This is a genomic window from Halorhodospira neutriphila (assembly GCF_016584055.1).
GTDB lineage: Bacteria > Pseudomonadota > Gammaproteobacteria > Nitrococcales > Halorhodospiraceae > Halorhodospira > Halorhodospira neutriphila.
In genome coordinates, this window is the sequence record NZ_NRSH01000205.1 from 1 (window position 1) to 2233 (window position 2233).

The 2233-nt window shown below is 75.8% G+C and carries 4 protein-coding genes; 1 reads left to right on the plus strand and 3 read right to left on the minus strand.

Features of this window, described 5'->3' with window-relative positions:
* Window positions 1-45: 45 nt before the first annotated feature.
* Entirely contained in the window at window positions 46-450 is a 405-nt protein-coding gene (locus CKO13_RS11735) for a CrcB family protein (RefSeq protein WP_200261250.1), read from the minus strand.
* A gap of 122 nt (window positions 451-572) precedes the next feature.
* Here CKO13_RS11735 and CKO13_RS11740 point away from each other — a divergent pair, with 122 nt between their 5' ends.
* Complete coding sequence (locus CKO13_RS11740; protein ID WP_200261252.1) at window positions 573-1163, plus strand: Tll0287-like domain-containing protein; 591 nt, start codon at window positions 573-575, stop codon at window positions 1161-1163.
* A gap of 43 nt (window positions 1164-1206) precedes the next feature.
* Here the strand turns inward: CKO13_RS11740 and CKO13_RS11745 are convergent, their stop codons facing one another.
* A complete protein-coding gene (locus CKO13_RS11745) occupies window positions 1207-1662 on the minus strand; it encodes a YaiI/YqxD family protein (RefSeq protein ID WP_200261254.1) in 456 nt (151 codons plus the stop codon).
* On the minus strand, window positions 1646-2233 hold a 588-nt coding region (locus tag CKO13_RS11750; RefSeq protein WP_200261256.1), incomplete at its 5' end, for an efflux RND transporter periplasmic adaptor subunit. The genes CKO13_RS11745 and CKO13_RS11750, both read right to left, overlap by 17 nt.

The following is a 2233-nucleotide window of genomic DNA, read 5'->3' on the forward strand; positions in this document are numbered from 1 at the left end:
GTGCCCCGCCCAGGGCGCTGCCGGCCGCCACCCAGGCCGTGAGCCTCACTCCGGCGCCCCTCCACCGCCGAGCTGCAGCCCCGCCCAGGCGGCGGCCAGGGTCAGGGCCAGGGAGGCGAGGACGTTCCCCGCCGCCGACGGCCACCGCCGCTCGTAGGCCAGGGTGAAGGTCTGCAGGGCGAAGGAGGAGACCGTGGTGTAGCCGCCGCACAGCCCCACGAGCAGGAGCAGGTAGGCCGCCGAGGGCCCCTCCGCCGCCCTCGGGGCCGGCAGGCCCGCCGCCAGGGCGCCGGCGAGCAGCGCGCCGGTGGCGTTGACGGCCAGCGTCCCCCAAGGGAAGCCCTCCCCCAGCCAACGGTTCACGGCCGCCGAGACCCAGAAGCGCGCCGCGCCCCCGAGCCCGCTGCCCAGGGCGACGGCCGCCGGCGCCAGCCACGCGGGCTCCGCCACGCCCTCAGCCTCCCGGCCCCGAGGGCCGCGCGCGCGGCTGTATTGACCCGGGCGATACTTTCATGAATGCTGATCCGAGCTATGCTCGCGCAATATGGATATCAATAGAAGGAGCCGGAGCCATGAAGCGCAACAGCCTAACACGAGCCACCGCCGTGCTGCTCTCCGCGGCGGCCGCCGCCGGCGCCCAGGCGGGCGACGAGGCCCCGCGGGCGTATGTGGAGCAGGCGCGCGGGGTCGCCAAGGAGTTCGCCACCGAGCTCAAGGGCGAGCTCAAGGCGGCCCTCGAGGAGGGCGGCGCGAGCCAGGCCATCGGCGTGTGCAGCGAGACCGCCCCGGCCATCGGCGCGCGCCTCTCCGCGGAGAGCGGCTGGGCCGTCGGCCGCACGGCGCTGCAGGTCCGCAACCCCCGCAACGCCCCCGACAGCCGCGAGCGCGCGGTCATGATGGCCTTCCAGCAGCGCCACGCCGCGGGCGAGGGCCTCAAGGGCATGGAGAGCGCCGGGATCGTCGAGGAGGGCAGCCAGCGCTACGTCTACTACATGAAGCCGATCCCCACCCAGAAGCCCTGCCTGACCTGCCACGGCGGCGACGTCAAGGAGAGCATCGAGCGGGCGATCGCCGAGCGGTACCCGGCCGACGCGGCCACCGGCTTCGAGGAGGGCGAGATGCGCGGCGCCTTCACCTTCATCAAGCCGCTGAGCGACCGCTAGCCGCTGCCCCCGCCGGCGGGCGCAGGGCTGCCCGCCGGCGGCCTCAGCCGCCCTGCCCCCGCCGGGCGAGGAGCCGGTCGAGCTGGTTGGCGAAGGCCTGCCGGTCGCGCTGGCTCAGCGCCGCCGCGCCGCCGGTGTCCACGCCGCTGGCGCGCAGCGTCTCCATGAAGTCGCGCATATTGAGCCGCTCGCGGACGGTCTCCGCGGTATAGCGCTCGCCGCGGGGGTTGAGCGCCTGGGCGCCGGCCTCGATCACCTCGGCGGCCAGCGGGATGTCCGCGGTAACGACCAGGTCGCCGGGCGCCACGCGCCGGGCGATCTCGTGGTCGGCGACGTCGAAGCCGGCGCCCACCTGCACCGCGCGGATCACCGGCGACGGCGGCACCCGCACGGCGTGGTTGGCCACCAGCGTCAGCTCCACGCGGGTGCGCTCGGCCGCGCGGAAGAGTATCTCCTTGATGGCGCCCGGACAGGCGTCGGCATCAACCCAGATCTTCATCGTCGTCCTCCTCCTGCGCCGCCTCGCGGTGCTCCACGCGCGCCCCGTCGCCCAGCTCCCGCGGCGGGTGGACCACCACCCGCTCGCCGGCCTCCAGGCCGGCCTCGACCTCGGTCAGGCGGCTGCCGCGCCGGCCGATCTCCACCGGCTGCAGGCGGGCGCGGCCGCCGCGGGCGACGAACACCGCCCAGCCGCCGCCGTGGCGGAGCAGGGCGCTGGTGGGCACGCGCAGCACGCCGTCGCCGGACCAGAGGACGAACACGGCGTTGACCCGGTAGCCGTCGCCGAGCTGGCGCCACGCCGAGCGCGGCTCGGCGATATCGGCAATCACGCGCACCCGCCGCTCCTCGACGCCGAGGGCGCTGATGTGCTCGAAGCCCCGGGGCTCGATCCGGCGGACCACGGCCGCCAGCGGCTCCGCCCGCCCCCAGCGCTCCAGGCGCACCGGCATGCCGGGCTCGATGCGCACGGCGTCCGCCGAGCGCACCGCCACCACCACCTCGAGCCGCGCCAGGTCGGCGAGCTCGAGGATCGGCTCGCCGGCCCGGACGACCCGGGCGCTCTCGAAATA

Coding starts and splice junctions, on each gene's coding strand:
- CKO13_RS11740 (WP_200261252.1), top strand. CDS start 573: ATGAAGCGCAACAGCCTAACACGAGCCACCGCCGTGCTGCTCTCCGCG.
- CKO13_RS11745 (WP_200261254.1), bottom strand. CDS start 1,662: ATGAAGATCTGGGTTGATGCCGACGCCTGTCCGGGCGCCATCAAGGAG.